At 64.7% G+C, this 21,505-nt stretch carries 16 protein-coding genes; 5 read left to right on the top strand and 11 right to left on the bottom strand.

The window, feature by feature from the left end; all coding sequences use genetic code 11:
- Positions 1–7: 7 nt before the first annotated feature.
- Positions 8–1,075: a potassium channel family protein gene (locus ACFQ6H_RS18270; RefSeq protein WP_378449194.1), complete on the bottom strand. Its 1,068-nt coding sequence runs from the start codon at positions 1,073–1,075 to the stop codon at positions 8–10.
- A 156-nt stretch (positions 1,076–1,231) separates the two neighbouring features.
- Between ACFQ6H_RS18270 and ACFQ6H_RS18265 the strand changes: the two genes are divergently transcribed.
- Positions 1,232–1,633 (top strand): hypothetical protein, encoded by a 402-nt coding sequence (locus ACFQ6H_RS18265; protein ID WP_378449195.1) that lies wholly within the window; start codon positions 1,232–1,234, stop codon positions 1,631–1,633.
- Here the strand turns inward: ACFQ6H_RS18265 and ACFQ6H_RS18260 are convergent.
- Together ACFQ6H_RS18260 and ACFQ6H_RS18255 are read right to left on the bottom strand one after the other, a co-directional pair.
- Entirely contained in the window at positions 1,630–5,022 is a 3,393-nt protein-coding gene (locus ACFQ6H_RS18260) for an ATP-dependent helicase (protein ID WP_378647725.1), read from the bottom strand. The two genes, ACFQ6H_RS18265 and ACFQ6H_RS18260, sit on opposite strands and share 4 nt — an antisense overlap.
- Positions 5,023–8,370, bottom strand: a complete 3,348-nt coding sequence (locus tag ACFQ6H_RS18255; RefSeq protein WP_378647723.1) for an ATP-dependent helicase — start codon at positions 8,368–8,370, stop codon at positions 5,023–5,025.
- A 52-nt stretch (positions 8,371–8,422) separates the two neighbouring features.
- On the opposite strand from ACFQ6H_RS18255, the gene ACFQ6H_RS18250 reads away from it, so the two are divergent.
- The 3 genes from ACFQ6H_RS18250 to ACFQ6H_RS18240 are packed head-to-tail and all read left to right on the top strand — an operon-like array spanning position 8,423 to position 11,314.
- A complete protein-coding gene (locus tag ACFQ6H_RS18250) occupies positions 8,423–9,211 on the top strand; it encodes an alpha/beta fold hydrolase (RefSeq protein WP_378647721.1) in 789 nt (262 codons plus the stop codon).
- A 10-nt stretch (positions 9,212–9,221) separates the two neighbouring features.
- Entirely contained in the window at positions 9,222–9,518 is a 297-nt protein-coding gene (locus ACFQ6H_RS18245) for an MGMT family protein (protein ID WP_003942322.1), read from the top strand.
- A gap of 50 nt (positions 9,519–9,568) precedes the next feature.
- The gene (locus tag ACFQ6H_RS18240; RefSeq protein ID WP_378647719.1) at positions 9,569–11,314 is read left to right on the top strand and encodes an NTP transferase domain-containing protein; all 1,746 of its coding nucleotides are present in this window, start codon (positions 9,569–9,571) and stop codon (positions 11,312–11,314) included.
- A gap of 413 nt (positions 11,315–11,727) precedes the next feature.
- Here the strand turns inward: ACFQ6H_RS18240 and ACFQ6H_RS18235 are convergent, their stop codons facing one another.
- Positions 11,728–12,306: a hypothetical protein gene (locus tag ACFQ6H_RS18235; protein WP_378647717.1), complete on the bottom strand. Its 579-nt coding sequence runs from the start codon at positions 12,304–12,306 to the stop codon at positions 11,728–11,730.
- Positions 12,307–12,382: 76 nt separating this feature from the next.
- Here ACFQ6H_RS18235 and ACFQ6H_RS18230 point away from each other — a divergent pair, with 76 nt between their 5' ends.
- Positions 12,383–13,150 (top strand): hypothetical protein, encoded by a 768-nt coding sequence (locus ACFQ6H_RS18230; protein ID WP_378449202.1) that lies wholly within the window; start codon positions 12,383–12,385, stop codon positions 13,148–13,150.
- Between the two features lie 19 nt (positions 13,151–13,169).
- Here ACFQ6H_RS18230 and ACFQ6H_RS18225 read toward each other — a convergent pair whose 3' ends face one another.
- The 7 genes from ACFQ6H_RS18225 to ACFQ6H_RS18195 form a co-directional block, all read right to left on the bottom strand.
- Complete coding sequence (locus tag ACFQ6H_RS18225) at positions 13,170–13,817, bottom strand: maleylpyruvate isomerase family mycothiol-dependent enzyme (RefSeq protein WP_378647715.1); 648 nt, start codon at positions 13,815–13,817, stop codon at positions 13,170–13,172.
- Positions 13,762–14,511 (bottom strand): sirohydrochlorin chelatase, encoded by a 750-nt coding sequence (locus ACFQ6H_RS18220; protein ID WP_378647785.1) that lies wholly within the window; start codon positions 14,509–14,511, stop codon positions 13,762–13,764. The genes ACFQ6H_RS18225 and ACFQ6H_RS18220 overlap by 56 nt, the downstream gene beginning before the upstream one ends.
- Positions 14,498–15,658: a uroporphyrinogen-III synthase gene (locus ACFQ6H_RS18215; protein ID WP_378544857.1), complete on the bottom strand. Its 1,161-nt coding sequence runs from the start codon at positions 15,656–15,658 to the stop codon at positions 14,498–14,500. The genes ACFQ6H_RS18220 and ACFQ6H_RS18215 overlap by 14 nt, the downstream gene beginning before the upstream one ends.
- Positions 15,655–16,068, bottom strand: coding sequence for a nitrite reductase small subunit NirD (nirD, locus tag ACFQ6H_RS18210; RefSeq protein WP_378647713.1), 414 nt, complete (start codon positions 16,066–16,068; stop codon positions 15,655–15,657). The genes ACFQ6H_RS18215 and nirD overlap by 4 nt, the downstream gene beginning before the upstream one ends.
- Before the next feature lie 90 nt (positions 16,069–16,158).
- Positions 16,159–18,660, bottom strand: coding sequence for a nitrite reductase large subunit NirB (gene nirB / locus ACFQ6H_RS18205; RefSeq protein ID WP_378647686.1), 2,502 nt, complete (start codon positions 18,658–18,660; stop codon positions 16,159–16,161).
- Positions 18,661–18,712: 52 nt separating this feature from the next.
- Positions 18,713–20,113, bottom strand: coding sequence for a nitrate/nitrite transporter (locus tag ACFQ6H_RS18200; RefSeq protein ID WP_317553415.1), 1,401 nt, complete (start codon positions 20,111–20,113; stop codon positions 18,713–18,715).
- A 113-nt stretch (positions 20,114–20,226) separates the two neighbouring features.
- Complete coding sequence (locus ACFQ6H_RS18195) at positions 20,227–21,489, bottom strand: CynX/NimT family MFS transporter (RefSeq protein ID WP_378647684.1); 1,263 nt, start codon at positions 21,487–21,489, stop codon at positions 20,227–20,229.
- Between the last annotated feature and the right edge of the window lie 16 nt (positions 21,490–21,505).

The following is a 21,505-nucleotide window of genomic DNA, read 5'->3' as shown; positions in this document are numbered from 1 at the left end:
GTAGCACTCAGTTCGTGACGCGGCGGATGTACAGCAGGCGATCGTTCTCCTCGACGGCGTCCACCTCGGGCGAACCGACGCGAACCAGACGACCGTCGCGAACGACGCCGAGCACGATGTCGGAGAGATGACGCGGAGAGCCACCGACCTCGTCACGCTCGACAGCACGCTCGGCGATCGCGAATCCGGCTTCCGGAGTCAGCAGGTCTTCGATCATCTCCACGACGGTCGGCGTCGTGGTCGCGATGCCGAGGAGTCGGCCGGCCGTCTCCGACGAGACGACCACCGAGTCTGCGCCGGACTGACGCAGGAGATGCGCATTGTCGGCTTCACGGATGGCTGCGGCGATCTTGGCCTTCGGCGCAATTTCCCGAGCTGTCAGCGTCACGAGCACTGCGGTGTCGTCGCGGTTGGTTGCCACGATGATCGACGACGCATTCTGCGCGCCCGCCAACCGGAGTACATCCGATTTCGTAGCCGAACCGAATACCGTCACCAACCCCTTGCTGGCAGCGGAATCCAGCACGGCCTGATCGGTGTCGACGACCACGATCTCCGACGCCGGCACACCGTCCCCGAGCATGGCTTCGATTGCCGTGCGTCCCTTGGTTCCGTATCCGACGACGACGGTGTGATTACGCACGTGCTGCCTCCAACGCTGAATTTTGAACGCCTGACGCGAACTCTCGGTCAGAGCTGAAAGTGTGGTGCCGACCAACACGATCAAGAAGAAGATTCGAAGTGGCGTGATCAACAGGACGTTGACCAGGCGCGCGGACGGCGTGAACGGGGTGATGTCGCCGTAGCCGGTGGTCGAGAGCGAAACCGTCGCATAGTAGATGCAGTCGAGCAGGGAAAGTTCGTTGTCCTGAGCGTCACGGTAGCCCGCACGATCGATGTACACGATCAACACGGCGGCGCCGAGAGCACCCAATGCGATGAGAACTCGCTTGTAGATCGCCCGAGCTGGACTGGTCTGCAGCTGGGGAATTCGCAGCACCCCGACAAGGGCGAAGTCAGGTTGATCGGTCAATGCTTCCGACCTGGTCAAACGCGCCCGGAGCTTACCGGCCATACATCGACTCTCTCACTCGAACTTACGAAATACCTACACGGACATCGGCAGGCAGCGTAACCCTCGAAGATCGACTTCGGAACTCGGGCGCCGAATAGCGGACCGGTAGTGGTGCCGTTACTGGCAAGAAGGTCCACTGTGAGGCAGGCTGGGCAAATGCCTTTCACCAGTTCGACGTCCACTCCCAGCCAAGCAGCCGCTCTTCGTTTGTCGGCCATCCTTCTCGGCGCCGGGACCATGCATTTTGTTGCGCCCTCCTTCTTCGACAGCACCGTTCCCCGCCAGCTTCCCGGTCAGGCGCGCACCTACACGCAGGTGTCGGGCGTCGCGGAATTGGCGATCGGCGCGGCCTTGGCCGTGCCGAAGACTCGCAAGCTCGGTGCGGGCCTTGCCGCCGCGCTCTTTGTTGCCGTCTTCCCCGCCAACATTCAGATGGCGATCGACTGGTGCCGAAGCCCGAAGACGTCCACACCGCAGAAGATCGGTTCGATCGCACGTCTCCCCCTGCAGGTTCCGCTGGTGACCGAAGCGCTCAAGGCTCGTCGAAACGCCGGCTAGTCCTGCGCGCCTGCCGTTCGGATGAGGTGCGCGAGAGCCTCACCGTCCGGCAGGTTCTCGGGGGCGATGGTGCGACCCGATCGCACGTAGTGAAACGCCGCGCGCACCTTGTCTGCCGGGAACTGTTCGTTGCGCCCCGCCGAACGAGCTCTGGCCGACATCAATTCGGCCCAGGCCACTCGATACGCGGCCAACTGCATGACAACCGCATCCTCGTTGGCGGCCGAAGGTTCGGCACCGGTCTTCCAGTCGATCACCGTCCAACCGCCGTCGGGGTCGGCGAACACGGCATCGATCCGGCCCCGCAGTACCGTTCCCGCGATAGAAGTCTCGAAGGGAACCTCCACTTCGATCGGGCTGCGATTGGCCCACGGGGACCGCAGGAATGCATCTTGAAGTTTCACCAGATCGGTCTCGGGGCCCGCGCCGGTATCCGCGGCGCCGGGTAGTTCGTCGAGATCCAACAGCCGGGTCGCACCGAACCTTCGCTCGATCCAGGCGTGAAAAGCCGTGCCTCGCCGAGCGAGCGGATTCGGTGGGTACGGCAGTGGTCTACGCAGTCGTGCCGCGAGTTCGTCCGGGTCGGCTTTGAGGTCGACGAGCTGAGTCACCGAAAGCTGTGCGGGGAGAATCACTTCGGCACGCGCGTTTGCCCGGGCTTCGCGCTCGGCCAAGAGAACGTCGACATCCGATGCCCAGTTTTCCGGATCGTCCTCCGGTTCTTCAGTCTCTTCGCTGTCTTGCGGCAGCGAAGCGAGAGCGGACAGGACGCTCGCGGCTCCCGCCTCGACGGCCCCGCGGCGCGCACCCAGCGGATCGGGTGGCCACTGCGCCGTCCGGGGCGTGGAGGCCAACGGGTTCTCGGTGTCGGGTTCCGGTGCCGGCGCCCATTCCTCCACAACGCCGATCGCACCGCGTGAACCGTCTTCACCGGCGTCGTTTTCGGCAGTGACCATCTGATGCAGCTCGTCCAGGAACTCCGAAGGCCCCTTCGGTTCCGAACCGGATTCCGCCCAATGATGAGCCGAGATGAACAGTGCCCGTTCGGTTCTGGTCAGCGCGACATAGAACAATCGACGGTCCTCGTCCAGTCGACGGTTGGACAGTGCCTTCTTGTGAGCCGCTATCGCGTTCTCGAGGTCCTTGCGGTTGTACAACTCCTCGAGGTCGAGCACTGGCACGCCGTCCGCCGAATCCGCGTCGACCGCCCGGTCACCGCGCAACGACGGTGGCAGTTCGGCGAGCGCACCGAGCCAGGACCCGGACGCGGTGGACGAGGGGAACACGCCGTCGCTGACATGCGGGATCGCGACCACTTCCCATTCCAGCCCCTTCGCCGAGTGCACGGTCAAGATCTGCACGCGATCTGGCGCCACCTCCACCTCGCCCGGGGTCAGGCCCTTCTCGATCTGTTCGGCGGCCGCGAAGAATGCGAGCATCCCGGTCAGATTGGCCGTCGGACGCGTCGCGTAATTGGCGACGACGTCGGCAAACGCGTCGAGATGCTCACGGCCTGCGGTGCCGACGACACCGACTCGGGTCCGCGCTCCCGCCTCGATTCCGATACCGAGCACCCGCTCGACCTCCGCCACCAATTCGGTGAGCGGTTGGCCGATGCGTTCGCGCAACGACGCCAACTCTGCTGCTATCGCGTTGATGCGTGTGTACCCGAGGGCTGAATAGCGTTCTGCCGGACCTGGATCGGAGATCGAGTCGACCAAACCTGCTTGCTCGGCGTTCTCCCCCGGCAATGCATCGTGGACCGCCGAGGTGAGCGCCTCGGCATCAGTGACCGCACCTGCCGTTCCGTATCCCGCGGAGATGGCGAGCTCGCGGGAGCGTTGCGAGAGTGCGGCGAGGTCCTTCGCCCCGATTTGCCATCTCGCTCCCGTGAGTAACCGAACCGCTGCGCTGCCCGCCAGTGGATCGGCGACCACTCGGAGCATGGCGATCACGTCCGCCACCTCAGGTGTGTGCAGAAGCCCACCGAGGCCGACCACTTCGACCGGCAGACCTTTGGACCGCAGAGCTTCGGCCAGCGGGGCAGCGTCCGCGTTTCGGCGGATCAACACCGCTGCCGTGGGTGTCGGGCGGTCTTCGGCACGTGCCGCCTCGTATTCTTCGGCGATCTTCTCCGCCACCCACTGACGTTCCTGTTCGACGTCACCGAGCAACGCCAGTCGAACATCTCCGGCGACGGCTCCTGGCCGCGCACGAAGAGTGCTGACGGCCACGCCGCGTCGACGCAACGGCGCCGAAGACAGGTTGGCCAGCTCGAGAGCCTCCGGCGGGTTGCGCCAACTGGTGAGCAGTTCGAGTGTCGGAGCCGGCTTTCCGTTGGCGAGCGGGAAATCGGTTGCGAACCGAGGCAGGTTGGCCGCCGACGCGCCGCGCCAACCGTAGATCGACTGCATCGGATCGCCGACGGCCGTCAACGCCAACCGGCCGTCTGCTCCCCCACCGAACAACGACGACAACAACACTCGCTGAGCGTGGCCGGTGTCCTGGTACTCGTCGAGAAGAACCACCCGAAAGCGCTCACGCTCGGTCTGCCCGACCTCGGGGTGCTCGGAAGCGACCCGCGCCGACAGCGACATCTGACTTCCGAAGTCCAGTGCTCCTTCGCGCCGCAACGTCTCGCCAAGCCGGGCGACGAGGAGCAGTAGCTCGATGCGTTTGTGTTGCACATCAAGGTAATTCAGTAATTCCTTACTCGGTCCGCCCCGCTGTTTCGGACCGGCAGGCAGAGTGTGAATCAGCTTGTCCAACTCGGTGTGGGCCTCGAGCAGCTGCTCGGGATCGACCAGATGCTCCGCCAACTGACCGGCAAGGGCCAGAACGGTTTCGGTGATCGACCCCGGATTTTTGTCGGTGTCCAGATCGCTGTCCCAGCCACTCACGACGCGGTGCGCAACCTGCCACAGTTCGGTCTCGGACAGCAGCGTCGCCGAGGGTTCGATGGGCAACAGCAGTCCGTGTTCGGACAGCAACCGTCCCGCGTAAGCGTGGTAGGTACTGACTTCGGGTTCCCCGGCCAGAATCCGGGAACGCACTCCGCCGGTCGGGTCTAGTGCCCGCAGCACGTCCGAACCCGCCAGTCGCGCCAAGCGCTTGCGGATTCGCGACGTGAGCTGTTGCGCCGCTTTACGCGTGAAGGTCAATCCGAGAACGGCCTCGGGATCGACGAAGCCGTTGGCCACCAGCCACACGACGCGAGCAGCCATCGTCTCGGTCTTACCGGCACCGGCACCGGCGACCACCAATGTCGGACCGAGCGGTGCGGCGATCACTGTCGCCTGTTCCGGCGTCGGCGGGTGTTGGCCGAGCGCGACCGCGAGGTCGACAGGGTCGATCTTCGGTCGGCGTGCCCTCTGCGTCACGGCAGCCACTTAGTTACTCACCTGTCGTCCCTCGTCGTGTGCCGGGCAACTCGAACGCACCGGGCAATGTCTACATCCGTCGTTGACCCTGGCCAGGTACTCGGGTCCTTGGGTCGCTGCCGCGGCGTTGTGAATGACGTCACGCCACATCTCGACGGCTTCGGCAGTCAACGGCGGCTGAACTCGCTGCGCCGCACCGTCTTTCTTGTTGGACTTGGCCACGAATACCAGGCGTGCGCCGCCGGGTTGTGTCGCCGGTTCGCCTGCTATCGCGCCCTCGGCCGCTGCGACCTGGTACGCCGCCAACTGCGCGTGAGATTGGGCGGCCTCGTTGCTGACGGGATTTCGCGCAGTCTTGACGTCGACGACCACCGGGCGGCCTTCGGTGTCACGCTCGAGCCGGTCGATCCGGCCACGAAGCTTGACTGCAGGCGCTCCTTCTTCGCGCGGTTCGAGGACCCCCTCGACCCCGACCTCGACGCCGACTTCGGTCAGTTCACCGCGAGTCGCGTTCATCCAGGCAGTAAACGTCGCCAGCATCTCGCGCGTTCGATTGAGTTCGCGGCGCGAGTACCACTGCGAACCCAGATCGATCGACTCCCAGGCATTTTCGAGTGCTTTCTCGACCTGCTCCGGTGGAATCCGGCCGGCCAGCGCCTGCACCAAAGTATGGACCAGGGTGCCGGCGATCGCGTGAGTGTTGTCGCCGTCACTGCCCCCATGACGCTCGAACACCCATCGGAGAGGGCAAGTTTCGAGAAGCTCGATGGTGGACGGCGAGAGTGATACCGGTCCGTCCTCGGGTTGCCACATGGGAGCAGCGGTGCTCGGCTCGGCTGTGCCGTACCACTGATCCGGATGAGCGCCTCGTACTCCGGCAGCAGCCAGACGCGCCAACTGGTGTGCGGCACGGGAGTGCTTCTCGGGGTCGAAATGCGCGATGTCGGGATCACACACCACGCTGCGAAGCTGTGCGACCAGCGCCGGCAGCGACAGAACTCGGGTATCTCCGGTCTCCGGTGCAACGACGTCGAGATCGGAAGTCGGGTCGTCCGAGTACGCGTCACCACGGATCAATTCGTCCACGAACCGCGAAGGCACCAGATCGGTGTCTCCCGAAGCCGATTCGACTGCGGTGATCAGCAGACGGCGACGAGCACGGCTGCAGGCGACCAGGAACAACCTGCGTTCTTCGGCCAGCAGGGGCGCGGTTCGCGAGAGTCGTTCAGCAGCCGAGTCACTACCGTCCGAGACTCCGTTGACCAGGTCGATCAGTGCTTCGGTGCGCAGCAGCGATCCGCGTGCCCGCAAACTCGGCCAGAGCCCTTCCTGCACACCCGCCACCGCCACGACGGCCCATTCGCGACCCGCCGCGGCGTGAGCGCTGACCACGGTGACGGCGTCCGGAGCGATGACCGATCGGCTCCGCGAGTCGGTCGGTATCTCCTGGCTGGTCAAGTAGTCGACAAAACCGGCGAGTTGCGAACGCGGCAGCCGGTCGACGTAGTTGGCGGCCGCGTCGAAGAGTGCGACGACGGCGTCCAGGTCGCGATCGGCTTGTGAGCCGATCGGACCCCCGCGCGCCGACGCAGCCGCCCAGCGCCGTTCCAGTCCCGTCGCCTGCCAGGCCGCCCAGAGAACTTCCTCGACCCCGAGACCACGCTCGAGAGGTACCCGGGCCTTGCGAAGGACCGACAGCACTCGATTCAGGGCGGCAGCCTCGACGTCCGTCAGTTTGCCCATGAGCCGCTTGGACTGCGCGCGATCCTCGTCGATCAGGATCAGCCGCAACAACTCCGACGAGTCCCGATCACTTCCCGAGGCCAACTCGACGCGGCGCAGACCACGGCGCAACCGGCGCAGGGTGACCGGTTCGGCGCCGCCGATGGGGCCGGCCATCAGGGCCAGAGCGTCGTCCCCGGTGAACTGATCGCCGCCGAGCGCCCGAAGGACCAGGAGCAGGCCGGACACGCCGTGTTGTCTGGCGAGCGGCAATTCGGTGGCAGCAGTGGTGACGGGTACCCCCGCTGCGAGCAGGGCCCGCCGGAGAGGGGCAAGGGTGCGCGGGACCGACCGCACGACGACTGCCATGTCGGACCACGCAATCCCGTCCAGCAGATGCGCACGGCGCAAGGTATCTGCGACAACTGCCGCTTCTTTGGCCGTCGTGCCGAGAACACGCACCGACGCCCGTCCGGGGTCGTCATCGGTGAGATCGGACGGAACCGCGATGCGGTGAGCGAGGTTGCCGGGCAGCCGCGCAGCGATCTTGGCCGAGATCGACGCGACGTCGGCATTGTTTCGAAACGTGGTGGGCAGGACGATCTGGCGCTCGTCTCCGCGCTCGGCGAGTCCGAGCAGGAACGCCGAATCCGCACCGCGGAACCCGAAGACCGACTGATCCGGATCGCCGGCGATGACAGTGCCTGCGGTTCCGGTTCCGATCAGTCGAACCAGTTGCGCCGCCTGAGGATCCAGGTGCTGCGCGTCGTCGACCAGGAGGTGCCGGATACGGGCGCGCTCGGAGCGGAGCAGCTCGGGGTCGGTGGCAAACGCGGTCAGCGCGGCGCCGATCAACTCAGCTGCGTCCAGTGCCGGCGCTGTGGCCTCCGGAGCCTCGACGCCGACGCTTCCGCGCAGCAGCACACCCTGCTCGTAAGCCTCGGCGAACCGGCCGGCCGCCACCCACTCTGGTCGGCCGCGCTTCTTACCGAGTTTGACCAGATCTTCGGGGCCGAGTCCGCGTTCGTTGGCACGCAGCATCAGGTCTCTGAGTTCGACGGCAAAGCCGTTCAAGCCCAGCGCGGGTCGCAGGCGCTCCGGCCACCGGAGTGCACCGTCTTCGATGTCGCCGCGCAACATCTCTCGCAGCACCGAATCCTGCTCGGCGCCGGTGATCAGGCGCGGCGGCGCGTTGCCGTGTGCTGCGGCTTGAAGTCGAAGAACGGCGAAGGCGTAGGAGTGAACGGTGCGGACCAATGGCTCACGAGTTGCCTGCGGTCCGCGTTCTTGTTCGTACCCGAGCAATCCGGCTGTGATCTGCTCACGGACCTGCGTCGCTGCCCGGCGTGACTGGGTGAGCACGAGGACCGATTCAGGATCTTCGCCACCGGAGATCTTCTGCACTGCCAGATCCACGAGAAGGGACGTCTTGCCGGTTCCTGGGCTGCCGAGCACCTGCCAGGGATTCCAGGCGGCTGCCGAGCCGAACGCGAGCTGGAACAGATCTTCTGACGGCGGAGCGAACAGCCGCGCCGTCCCTTCGTCCCACGTTCGGGGTACCGGAGACGGCGCAGTTCGGTGCACCAACCGCGCCCGCGGAATGGTGACCTTGCTGCGTGTTGCCGTCTCACTCACCCAGGCATTCCACCAGAGCGCACCGACAACTCATGCATCGCCCACATCCGGCATGATTGCTCGTGTGTCTGCACTCCATACGTATCTCTACGGACCCGTCGGGGCGCCGGAGATCCTTTCGCTGCACGGCCTGACCGGTCACGGCCGGCGTTGGCAGTCGATGGCCGAGAACCAACTGCCCGAAGCGCGCTGGATCTCGCCCGATCTGCGCGGTCACGGGCGTTCCACCTGGGCTCCCCCGTGGAACATCGAATCCCACGTGGCCAGCCTGCTGGAGACGCTCGACGAACATGCCACCGGACCGGTGGTGATCCTCGCGCATTCGTTCGGCGGAATGCTGGCGCTGCACCTCGCGGCCACCGCACCGGAACGCGTTCGTGGGCTCGTCCTGCTCGACCCGGCGATCGGTTTGGATCCGACTTTCATGCAGGAAGTGGCCGAACTCACAATCGGCTCACCGGATTACACCGATGCGGCAGAGGCTTACTCCGAGAAGATTCACGGCTCGTGGGGTGAGGTTCCCGCCCCGGATCTCGACATCGAGATGGCCGAGCACCTGATCCAACTGGGCAACGGGCGCGTCAATTGGCGCCTGTCCACCCCTGCGATCGTGACCGGGTGGGGTGAACTCGCTCGCCCGATCGTGCTGCCACCGTCATCGATGCCGACCGTGCTGGTTCAGGCAATGAAGGTTCAGCCTCCCTATGTCACCGACGAGTTCCGCTCAGCGCTCACCGAACGCCTCGGTGAAAATCTGACCAGCGTCGAATTCGATTGTGACCACATGGTCCCGCACGTGCGGGCCGACGAGGTGGCGGCCCTCGTCCGGACAGTGCTCTGACGAGGCCCCGATGGCAGCCACCACGGAAGAGCAGATCGAAGAGGTAAGGCGACTCATCGCCTCGATTCCCGCCGGCTTCGTGGCGACGTACGGCGACATCGCCGACGCCGCAGGACTTTCCAGTGCTCGTACGGTCGGCTGGATCATGCGGACCGACTCTGCCGATCTGCCGTGGCATCGGGTTCTCGGTGCCTCCGGCAAACCGTCGGCGCACCTGGCCCATCGTCAGATCGCCAAGCTCGAACTCGAAGGCGTGCCGATCAAGGACGGTCGGATCGACCTGAAGAAAGCTCGGTATCACTTCTGATTCACGTGTCACCGGTCGTCGTGACCCGGGCGATGGGGCAGCATGGAGGTATGACCATCACGCCGCCGACCGCCGCCGTCATTCTGGCGGGTGGTCGCGGGACAAGAATGGGTGGTGTCGACAAACCTGGCCTGCTCGTTCACGGCCGCAGGCTCCTCGACATCGCGCTTTCAGCGACGGCGCATCTGGACGCCGTCGTCGTTGTCGGTCCGCATCGACCCGAACTGGATGCGCGCATCACCCAGACCCAGGAATCTCCGATCGGCGCCGGACCCGTTGCGGCGATCTGGGCGGGGTTGTCCGCGACCCGATTACCCGACGACGCCGTGGTGGTCATGCTGGCATCCGATCTACCGCACGTCGGGGCCGAATCGGTCGACGCGTTGATCGCTGCGACGTCGACGGACAATCCGGTCACGTGCGCGGTGGACGAGACCAACCGAACCCAATTCCTGTTCTCCGCCTGGACTGTTCGTGAACTCCGAAAGCGCCTCGCCACTTTGCGTGAAAGCTCAGGGCTCGAGAACCAACCGATGAAAGCAATTGTCACCGAACCGTTCTCGACCCTGCGTGTGGCTGGTACCACCGACTGCGACACACCGGCGGACATCGATCGCGCGCGAAGGCATCCGCGCCTGACGATCGATCAAGCCCGCATCGCCGTCGCGAACGCCTTGACACCGCTGTCCCCGCACCGGGCCGACCTCGCCGACAGTCTGGGAGCGACCCTCGCGCAGCCTCTCGTCGCCCTGGGTGATCTTCCTCGATCCGATGTCTCGGCGATGGACGGGTACGCCGTCTCCGGCGAGGGTCCGTGGCGGGTGCGTACCGAGATTCGCATCGCGGGCGCTGACGGGCAACTCGAACTCGGCGAAGGCGAAGCGATCCGCATTGCCACGGGAGCGCACCTGCCCACCGGTGCCACCTCGGTGGTCCGGGACGAGTACCTGTCCCTCGACGAGCCAACTCGGATACTGCGACGTCTGCCGGATGCGCCGTACCGCAACGACGCTCGCCCGCGAGGGGAAGACTGGACCACCGGATTCACGATTGCCCCGACTGGCACCGCGGTGACCCCGTCGGTGATCTCGGCGGCTGCCAGCGGCGAAGTCTTCGCCGCCCTCGTCCGTGGTCCGGTCCGGGCACGCCTGATAGTCACCGGCGACGAGATCCGGCAGACAGGCCCACTGCGTGAAGGTCAGACCCGCGACTCCGTCGGCGGAATTCTTCCCTACCTGCTCGAACGCAACGGCGTACGGTGCGAGTCGAATTCGCACCTGCGCGACACGGCGGACAGTTTCGAGCGTGTGCTCGCGGATGCGACCGAACAGGACCTGATTGTTGTCATCGGTGCGACGGGTGGCGGCGCGGCCGACGAAATGCGCAGTGCACTCGATCGACTCGGCGCTCGCACGATCGTCGGCCGGGTTGCCTCGCGCCCGGGCGGATCTCAGATAACGGCGGTCCTGCCCAGCGGTCGGGTGGTTCTCGGCCTCCCCGGCAACCCCTACGCCGCGGTGACCACCCTGTTGACGATGCTGCCTACCGTCGTGGCCGCCCTGACCGGGCGCGAGACGCCGCCGCCGCTGCTCGGCATCATCGAGAACGCTGCTGCGGTGAGTTCCGATGCGGTACGCCTACTTCCGGTCACACAATCCCCCGACGGTGGCTGGCGAGCCGATCCGTCCGTGCGTACCGCGCACCTTGCAGGGTTGATCGGACGCTCGGCGTTTGCCCTCGTGCCGGCACACGCACAGAACGGCGCCGTTGCCGAATTGATCGTCCTCCCAGACTGATCGGGGCAACACCCCGCAGTCAGAACTCCTGGAGGACGACGCCGCCGGGGCATCGCTGACCCCGAGACTGTTCCGGCGCCTACGCCGGCCGACGCCCGCCAGCACGATCACGGCGACACCCACCGCGAGTACCAGCGAATACACGCCCCACAGCACCACGAACAGAAGCAGCCAACCGGCATCGACGGTCTGACCGCGCGGCCCGACGCAATACAGGGTGAAATTGGTGGACGTACCGTCGCCGTCGGTAAAGGTATCCGAGACGACCATCGCGCTCGATGTCGGATCTTCACAGAAGATCGGCGCCAAGTGAGCCACCTGCCCGGGCCAGATCACCGAAGACAACAGTGCGGCAAAGATTCCCACGACCACAATCACCACCACCGAGATGACCAGCGGAACAATACGGCGGCTCACAGCGGCTGCACCAGAAAGGGAGTTCCGTCCGGGTCGAAGACCACCAGCACCTGAGAGCGTGGGGATTCCACCATCACGGAGGCGTGTATCGCCTCGGTGCGACCGACCGAGATCCCGGTGACTTCACCCTCGTCGATGCCGCTGCTCGCCAGCGCGTCGTCGACCAACTTCTCGACGTTCGCCAATGCCGGCACTTGATCCAACGTGAACGATCGTGCATCAAGATTTTCGGTGACGCTCACTTGCACAGGGCTCGGCTCGCCGAGAATGGCGCCGTCGAAAGAGAACCGGTCGAGCTGCGACGGCTTCCCCGGGTCTCGAACGGTGACGCCGAGCGTCTCGATCGGACTGATGTCGACGCTGGTCACGGACACCGCGTCGACGCCGTATCGCTCTGCGAGGCTGTCGAACCCGTTCCGCACCAGATCTGACGTCATCCCACCGCCACGTCCACGCATCTGACCTTCGAAATCCATCCGGTCGACGGCACCGATGCATCCGCTCAGACTCGAGGCCGTCAGGGCGAGGGCCGCAATCCACAGCACCGGCCGCACCCGCGAGGACGCCAATTTCATGAGCGGAGGGTACCGCGAGTGTCCGGTTCGATCAGGTCGACGGGTTTCTGTCGGCGACTCGTGGGATCATCGCGCCATGAATCGTGTCGACGAAGGATTCGAACCGCCGGACGCATTGGTCGAGTGGTGCCGCTCCCGCACCTTTCCACTGCACGTCCTCGACGACGAAGCGACCGTCGACCTGGACTGGTGGAACGCGCACCTCGAGGATGCCGGCCACACGATCAGCCTGCGCGGGCGCGATCTGGACGGCAAGGTGATCACCGAAGGCCGAGCCATCGTTCAACGCAACGACCTTCGCCCGTCGAGCGATCTCGTCGTCGCCCAGCACGACGGTCTCGGACTGCTGTTCCTCTGCGCAGCCTGGCAGGGCTCGCACGAGAGCAGACGGTTCACGCGGCGGTTCCCCAACGTCTTCAACCCGCATCACCGCGAGGACGAGGATCCGCTGACCCAGATCACAGCCATTCTCGATCACTGTTCGAAACACAAGTCCATGCCCGTCGTTCGGCGTGACACCTGGTCGGGTTGGCCACTCACCCCCGGCGTCGGGGTATCGCTCATAGCCGCATTCATGTGGGCGGTGGGCGTACAGGACGAAGGCCGACGCGCTCAGATGATCGACCAGTACGGCGTCTCGACGCTCATCCACGAGGGCTGGCTCGAGGATCCTTCCGTCACCGGATTCACGACGCGCCGCTACCGCCGGTACTGCGAACTGCTCGACAGTTGGGCCTATGCCGCCGGCACCCAACCCGAGATCGTCGAGATGTGGTTGGTGAAGCGGTGGAGTGCGCGACTGGCCCAAGCGCGCAACGACGTCAGCGCCCCCACCCTGTTCTAACTCTCAGAAAGGCTGTATCTCAGAAAGGCCAGGCAGGCAGGGTAGGCAGCCCCACTCTCGTCGGCCTCCCGACCAACCACGCCAAGGTCTCCGCGTCGGACAGTGACGGCACTCGTACACCCGGAACAGCCGTCTCTAGTGCGCCCAACTGACTGGCGAGTGTGAATTCCACGAACGCGGCCGGCCAATCGTGGCAGGTGTAACCGATGTCGAGGTCGAGCAAGTGAATCTCGATTTCGTTCCAGCGCAGGATCGGAAGATCGAATGCAGAGACAGGTTTGCGCCACGGAACCGGCGTGTCCAGTCGATCTGTCGGGACGTCAGCCAATGCGTCGACCAGTCTCGTCCCCGAGAAGCGATAGTCGAGTGCCAACAACTCCGCCGGGCGATCGGCACCTTCGTCGATTGCAGCGTTGCGCGCGTCCGGTCCCCCGGGGTACATCTCGCCCGACTGACCGCTGTGCACTCCGGCAACAAATCTGCCCAGCGCATCGGCGTTGCGCGAGAGGTGGGTGACGACGTGGCCCCGGCTCCAGCCGGGTAGCCCCGACGGCTCACGTGCCTGCTCTTCGGTCAGCTCACCGATGAGAGCCTGTGCCTTGACGTCGGATTCACGAACCGCTGCGACCAGGTCGGCATACGTCGGTGTTACGGAGTGAGACGTCATGCAGCGATACTAGTTCCCCTCGCGCACTCTCATACCGATTCACGACAAGGTCCACCACTCCTTGGTCGACACCGAGCGGTTCGGTGACACCGTCGGATCCCGCAGCGTGCAACCTTTCGTGAAAAAGTCCGTGCGCGAGGAGGTACGAGGCGACAAAAACTCGCTTCGCGCCGCGAACGCGTGCTACTGCAACAACATCGGCTACCTTCGGCTCTCCGGTCGCGATGTACCCGATATCCACGCGATTTCCCGCCACTTCGGCGAGCATCAGCGCAGCACGCTCGACGTCTCGTAGGGCGCGGGCATCGGAGGACCCGGCAGCAGCAAGCACTATCGCCTCACCCGGGTTCCACCCCGCCTCGGCCAATCGTCCGAGCAGTACCCGCGCCAGGGCCGGATCGGGTCCGAGAGCAGGCGTCACGGTCACGGCCGCGTGCTCACTGATCGCAACTTCGCGTCGAACGTCGGTGTGGACGTGATAGCCCGACGCCAGGAAAGCGGGAACGAGAATCGCTCGGCCCGGAGTGTCCCGGAGAACTTCCGAAGGAGACGGACCGAGCACGTCGACGAAGGCAACGCGAGTACGCCCGACGCGTTTGCCGACGGCTTCGGCAAGTGCGGCAACCATTTCCACGCCGCGTGCACTACGCGTGCCGTGAGCTACCAGTACGAGTACGTCGTCATCGCGTTGCATAGTCACCTGAATTCTGTACGTAGTCGCCGGGGTCGAGGGCAAGTCGGTAGCCTCGTTTGACCACGGTCTGAACGGCTTTGGGTGCGCCTAGGCACGCGCGCAATCGGGCGACGGCGGTCTCGACGGCGTGGGTGTCGCCGCCGCCACCGGGAAGTGAGGCGAGGAGCTCGTCGCGGGAGACGACTCGGCCGGGACTGGCCCCGAGCGTGCGGATCAACGACATTGCCGCCGGCGGCAACTGCTTCACTTCACCGTCTACGACGACGCATCCTCCACGGATACTGATCTCATGTTCACCGGCTTGAATCTTGTTGGCTCGCTGCGGGAGTTCGTCGACGATATGACGCGCGAGCGCCCCGAGACGCGCTCGCGCCGGAGCCGTGGTCGGCACGTTCAACGCCTCGAGCGGCGCTGACGTCACCGGGCCGACGCACATTGCCGCCACCGGACCTCGCATCGCGTCGAGGATGTCGCCGAGGTCGCCGGTCTTGTCGGCTCGCATCAACATCGAGGCTACGGCCGGTGCACTGGTGAAACTGACGGCGTCGATTCCGGCTGAAGCGATGGCGTCGATCATCCGGTCGAGCAGCGTCGGATCCTCCGGCGGTTCCCATCGGTAGACCGGCACCGCTATGACCTCCGCACCCGCCTCGCGCAACACCTGACAGAAATCCGGAATCGGCTCCCATTCGGTGGTTGCACCGTGCAGCTGTACGGCGATTCTCTTGCCCGAGACACCTTCTGCAAGAAGATGTTCGAGCACTTCGGCGGACGACTCGGACGCCGGCGACCATTCTTCACGCAGGTCGGCTGCACGGATTGCGCCTTTGGCTTTGGGGCCGCGAGCAAGCAGACGAGCCGAGCCCAAAGCGGATCCGAGATTTTCAGCTTCGCCCCACCCGTCGGCGGCTTCCAGCCAGCCACGGAACCCGATGCCAGTGGTGGCGACGACCACCTCGGGAGGATCCGAGATGATCTGTTGTGTCACCCTTTCGAGCTCACGGTCGTCGGCCAACGGAATGATTCGAATCGCCGGAGCGTGAACGACATCGGCTCCCCGACGAGTCAGCAACGTCGCGAACTCCTCGGCGCGGCGCGAAGCGGTGATACCTACCGTGAATCCAGCCAACGGCATGTCGTCACTCACGAGACTGCATCGGGGACAGTCGAGCGAACGCCCTGCATTTGTAGGCTGTGTACCTGAACCACACCGGCCCAGACGCGGACCCCGTATATCGGCAGCGCGACTGACGAGTCGTCCAGCGCTCGGCCGTCGAACAGCGAGAACGCCTGCTTGAGCAGCGGCGAGACCACGATCGGTTCACCGTCACGGTCGCCGACGAGTCCGCGCGACATCACCGCGGCGCGTCCGTACGGATCGAAGTTGCTGACGGCTCTCAGTGTGCCGTCCTCGAGCAGGAACAGCGCCACCTGCTCGCCGCCGCGAAGAAGTACGGCGACCCCACGTCCAGGGATGAGATGGCTCAGCGGGCAGGCCGACGTCCATTCGAGTCGATCAGAATCCAGCTTGGCGATCTGCGCATCGATGACACTCATCGAAGTCCTCCTGTCGATCCGGCGACAACGTCGCGCGGGTTCTTGTCTACGTTTCTACGGACCCCGTGTTTCCCACGGGTTACGCGACTATTACCGGCGCGTAGGGATGCTCGGCATACCCATCAGGACTGGAACCTTGCGCACTCCGGTCTCGTCGAACACAACCGTCGGGTCGGCTTCTTCCGGTGCGTTGACAAACGAGACGAACCTCGACAACTTCTCCGGATCACCCAGCACACCAGCCCATTCGTCCTGGTAACCCTCGACGTGCTTGGCCATCAGAGCCTCGAGTTCTTCGCCGATTCCCAGGCTGTCTTCACAAATCACGGCCTTGAGGTGGTCGAGCCCGCCTTCGAGTGATTCGACCCACGGCGCGGTGCGCTGAAGGCGATCGGCGGTGCGGATGTAGAACATGAGGTAGCGGTCGATGTACTTGACCAAGGTCGCGTCGTCGAGGCCGCCGGCAAGCAACTGAGCGTGTTTGGGCGACTGTCCGCCGTTACCGCCTACATACAGATTCCAACCGTTCTCCGTCGCGATGACGCCGACGTCCTTGCCGCGCGCTTCGGCACATTCACGGGCGCAACCCGAGACGCCGAACTTGATCTTGTGCGGCGAACGCAGGCCGCGGTAGCGGTTCTCGAGATCGACGGCCATGCCCACCGAGTCCTGGACGCCGTAGCGGCACCAACTCGAACCGACACAACTCTTGACGGTACGAAGAGATTTGCCGTATGCCTGGCCCGATTCCATCCCAGCGTCGACGAGACGCTTCCAGATCGCCGGCAACTGTTCGACGCGGGCGCCGAACAAGTCGATGCGCTGACCGCCGGTCACCTTCGTGTACAGGCCGAAGTCGCGCGCCACCTCGCCGATGACGATGAGCTGCTCGCCCGTGACCTCTCCGCCGGGCATCCGCGGGACGACAGAGTACGTACCGTTCTTCTGGATGTTCGCCAGGAAGTGATCGTTCGTGTCCTGCAGCGACGCCTGTTGCCGGTGCAGAATGTGATCGGAATCCGTCGACGCCAGAATCGAGGCGACAACCGGCTTGCAGATATCGCAGCCGGCTCCCTTGCCGTACTTGGCGATCAGAGCCGAGAAGGTTCGGGTCTGCGTCGACTGCACGATCTGGAACAGCTCAGCGCGTGACTGCGCGAAGTGCTCACACAACGCCTTCGACATCACGACGCCGGAATCGGCCAGCAGCTGCTTGACCGTGGGAAGACAACCACCACAGGTGGTTCCGGCGCTGGTGCACGCTTTCACCGAAGCGATGTCGCAAGCACCGGCTGCGATAGCGCCGCAGATGGCACCCTTGGTCACCGCGTTGCACGAGCACACCTCGGCGTCGTCGGGCAGCGATCCTGCACCCGGCTTCTCGCCTGCAGGCGAGATCAATGCCGCCGGGTCGCCGGGCAATTCGCGACCGACCAGCGGGCGTAGCGACGCATAGGCTGACGCGTCACCGACAAGAATGCCGCCGAGCAGGATCTTCGCGTCGTCGGAAACGACGAGCTTCGCGTACGTCCCCTTGGATGCGTCACTGAGGACAACTTCGAGAGCGCCCGGCGAGGTCGCCATCGCGTCACCGAAGCTGGCGACGTCGACACCCATGAGCTTGAGTTTGGTGGACATGTCGGCGCCCGGGAAATCCGCGGCACCGCCGAGCAGGCGGTCGGCAACGATCTCGGCCGTCGTGTAACCGGGAGCAACCAGTCCGTAGCAACGGCCTTCCACCGCAGCACATTCGCCGACTGCGTAGACGTTCTCATCCGACGTCACGCAGCCGAGGTCGGTCAGGATACCGCCGCGCTCACCCACCGCGATGCCGGCGTCGCGGGCCAGCTGATCGCGCGGCCGGACTCCCGCCGAGAAGACGAGCAACGACGCGTCGATGGTGGAACCGTCGGACAGCTCGACCACAATTCCGTTGTCGGCCTGAGAGATTCCTGCTGTGCCGACACCGGTGTGGACGGTGAGCCCCAGCTCGGTGACGAGCCGGGCGAGCAGCGCGCCGCCGCCCTCGTCGACCTGCATCGGCATCAGTCGCGCATTGTGTTCGACAACGTGTGCCGTCATTCCCATGAGCGAGAGCGCATTTGCCGCCTCGAGTCCGAGAAGACCGCCACCCACCACGACGCCGACAGCGCCAGGGCCCGCCTTGTCGGCGGCAGCCCGGATACCGTCGAGGTCGTCGAGAGTGCGGTAGACAAAACATCCGTCACCGTCGTGCCCCGGTACGGGAGGTACGAACGGATACGAGCCGGTCGCCATCACCAGAGCGTCGTAGGAGATCGTGTTGCCGGTGGTTGTCGTGACCGTGCGGGCGTCCTTGTCGATCGAGAGCGCGCCCTCCCCGACCCGGAGATCGACCAGGCTGTCGCCGACGTAGTCGTTTCCGGCCAGTGCCAATTCCTTGGGGTCCCACGCTCCGACGTACGAGGACAGCCCGACTCGGTCGTACGCTGCGTACTTCTCGTCGCAGAGCACGGTCACCGACCAGTTGTTCGCTTCGTCGCGCGAACGCAGTGCCTCGACGAATCGGTGTCCGACCATTCCGTGTCCGATGACAACAACCGACTTGCTCATGACGCCTACTTCCTGAGGTACGAGAGAGTTCTGAGATTCTGCGGAGCGGTCGTCATGCCGTGACGGCGACCTTCGTGTCGTCGACGTCCGTGGTCAGCGTCGACGGCTTGCGCAGGAAGACGAACCAGGTGACCGCGATGCAGGCGATGTAGAAGGCGAGGAAGACCCAGAAGGCCATGGTCGCCGACTTCGCGGGGCTGCTGTACGACGCGCGCAGGACCAGGTTGATGCCGACACCGCCCAAACCGCCTACCGCACCGGCGAATCCGATGAGCGCGCCGGAAATGCTGCGCGACCACGTTGCCTTCTCGCTGCGATCCATGTGGTCGAAGCTCTGAGCCTTCGCTTCGAAGATTGCCGGGATCATCTTGTAGACGGATCCGTTTCCGATGCCCGAGAGCAGGAACAGGGCGATGAACCCGAGAACGAACGTCACCATGATCCCGGCACTCGCGACGCCCGCGGTGTTGTCGTCCATCGTTCCGGCCGTCACGAGGATCGATGCCGCGAACGCCATGGCCACAAACGTCCACATCGTGATCTTGCCGCCACCGATGCGGTCGGCCAGTTTTCCGCCGAGGGGGCGAGCGATCGAACCGAGGAGCGGTCCGATGAAGGCGATCTGTGCCGCATGCAGTGCCGCCGCTGCCGGAGTGGCACCGCCGGCGAGGAAGTTGATCTGCAGAACCTGACCGAAGGCGAAGCTGAATCCGATGAAGGAACCGAACGTACCGATGTACAAGAAGCTGATCACCCAGGACTCGGAGAACTTCAGCGCCTTGGCCATCGAGCGCAGGTCCGACTTCTGGTTGCCCAGGTTGTCCATGAACAGTGCAGCGCCGACGGCAGCGGCCGCGATGAACACGAGATAGACAGCGCACACGATCCACGGAGCTCGGTTACCCACGGTGGCGATCACCAGCAGGCCGATCAGCTGGATCATCGGCACACCGATGTTGCCGCCGCCTGCGTTGAGCCCGAGCGCCCACCCCTTGAGGCGCTGCGGGTAGAAGGCATTGATGTTGGTCATCGACGACGCGAAGTTGCCGCCACCTATGCCGGCTGTGGCCGCCACCAACATGAACGTGGTGTACGACGCGCCCGGATTCATCATCAGGTAGAGGGTGAGAAGTGTTGGTACGAAGAGGAACAGCGCACTCATGACCGTCCAGTTGCGACCGCCGAAGCGTGCGGTGGCAACCGTGTACGGAATTCGGAGGACCGACCCGACGAGTGTGGGCACTGCGACGAGGAAGAACTTGCCGGCCGCGTCGATGCCGTAGATGTCCGTCGGCATGAACAACACCATCACGGACCAGATCGACCAGATCGAGAAGCCGACGTGTTCGGCCACCACTGACCAGATCAGGTTTCGCTTCGCGATGTCCTTGCCGCCGGATTCCCAGGCGTCGACGTCCTCTGCATCCCAATGCTCGATGTAATGACTCACCAGGGCCTCCTGAATATGTTGGAGACCCAAAGGTAGAAAACTGTTATTGCGCCGGTGCTGCGCGCGATGACCGCGAAGTCAATTGATCCTCACCCGGTAACAAGGCCGGGTGTGAGCTAGTTTTTCGCGGGTGCGTGCCAGGAATCCTCGAGCATCCGAGGCTTACATGCCTGGTAGGCGCCCAGGAGCACCACGATCACCGCGACGACGAGCAAGCCGAACGGCGCAGCGTATCCACCGGACACGTCATGGAAAACGCCGAACAGGAGCGGACCGAGGCAGGCAACGGAGTAGCCGATGCCCTGGGTGAAACCGGACAGGGCGGAGGAGCCGATGTGCGAACGTGTGCGCAGATTGATCAGTGTGAGTGACATCGGGAACGTACTCGGGCCGAGGCCCAGGACGACAACCCACACGATCGGTGCCGCCATCGGGGCGAAGTAGAGTCCGCCCATTCCGACGAGGTAGCAGACGGCACACGCGATCACGACGGGGAACGGATTGGCCATGCGGGCGCACAGCGTCGGTGCCCCGAAAGCTGCGACGAGCCCGATCACCGAGAACATACCGACCATGGTTCCGCCGAATGCGTCGCTGGCGCCGGCATCACGAAGGATCGAGGGAATCCACGTGAACATCGAATAGGTGATCAGCGAAGTCATGCCGAACATGCCGGCCATCCCCCAGGCCACGGGCGAACGCCAGACCTGACCGCGCGGCTGTTCCGTCACTGCCGCAACAGAATCCGATGCACTCTCGACGGACCCGGCTTCGTTCGCACGAGCCTTGCGTGAGCGAGCGAGGGTGATCAACCACGGCACTGCGGCGGCGAAGCCGAAGGCCGACCACCAGCCGATCGAGAACCTCCACCCGAAGGCGTCGGCAACCGGAACGGCGACGAACGCCGGAACGATGGTGCCGATCTGCACGGCCACGATGTAGACCGAACTCATCGTGGCGAGGCGATCGGAGAAGTACCGCTTGACCAACGGCGGGATCACGACATTGCCGATTCCCATGCCGGCCAGCGCCAGAGCCGACAGAGCCAGCAACGACCACGTCTGAGACATCATGGCGCGCAACAGCATTCCGACGCCCGCCATCAGCATCGCGACGAGGGCGGTGCGTTCGAGCCCGATCCGTTTCGCGATGGCCGGGGTGATGAGACCGAAGATCGCGAACATAGCCGTCGGAACCATGCCGAAGACGCCGACGATCGAGGCGGAGAAGCCGATCTCGTCGCGAATCTCTGCCGCCAACGGCGAGAAGGAGGTCACCGCAAGTCGAAGTACGAGCGCAGACATCGCAATAGCGGCGAAGACGAGCACACGGCCTTGCACCAACGAGCGGGTTTCGGTTCTCTCCAGTTGAGCAGTCACCGGCAAATCATAGGAT

It is taken from the genome of Rhodococcus sp. NPDC056506 (assembly GCF_042794945.1).
GTDB lineage: Bacteria > Actinomycetota > Actinomycetes > Mycobacteriales > Mycobacteriaceae > Rhodococcus_F.
The sequence above is the reverse complement of the archived record's forward strand: the minus strand, read 5'-3'. Positions and strand labels throughout refer to the sequence as shown.